Genomic DNA, 363 nt, shown 5'->3' with positions numbered 1-363 from the left:
GCAAGCTATTCCTTGCCGGCGTAGGGCCAGACAGCGAGGCCGCGACCTTCACAGACGGCGTCGTGATCCCGGAATATGTGTTCATCTGCTTCCAGATGACCTTTGCCGTCATCACGCCTGCCCTGATCGTCGGCGCGTTTGCCGAGCGCATCAAATTCAGCGCTGTGATGCTGTTCACCGTGCTCTGGGTCACTTTCGTCTATTTCCCGATCGCACACATGGTCTGGGACGGGGCGGGCTACCTGTTCAACCTCGGCGCACTTGATTTCGCCGGCGGCACGGTCGTCCACATCAATGCCGGTATCGCGGCTCTCGTCGGCTCCATGATGGTCGGCAAGCGCATGGGTTACGGCAAGGACAACA

General features: G+C 60.1%; 1 pseudogene. It reads left to right on the top strand.

Annotated elements, in window-relative coordinates:
- Positions 1 to 363: pseudogene (locus EP376_RS22755) on the top strand (ammonium transporter); the annotation flags it as partial.

The organism is Alexandriicola marinus, from assembly GCF_004000435.1.
In the GTDB taxonomy this organism is placed as follows: domain Bacteria; phylum Pseudomonadota; class Alphaproteobacteria; order Rhodobacterales; family Rhodobacteraceae; genus Alexandriicola; species Alexandriicola marinus.
Note: the sequence above shows the minus strand (reverse complement) of the source record. Positions and strands in the feature narration are given on the sequence as shown.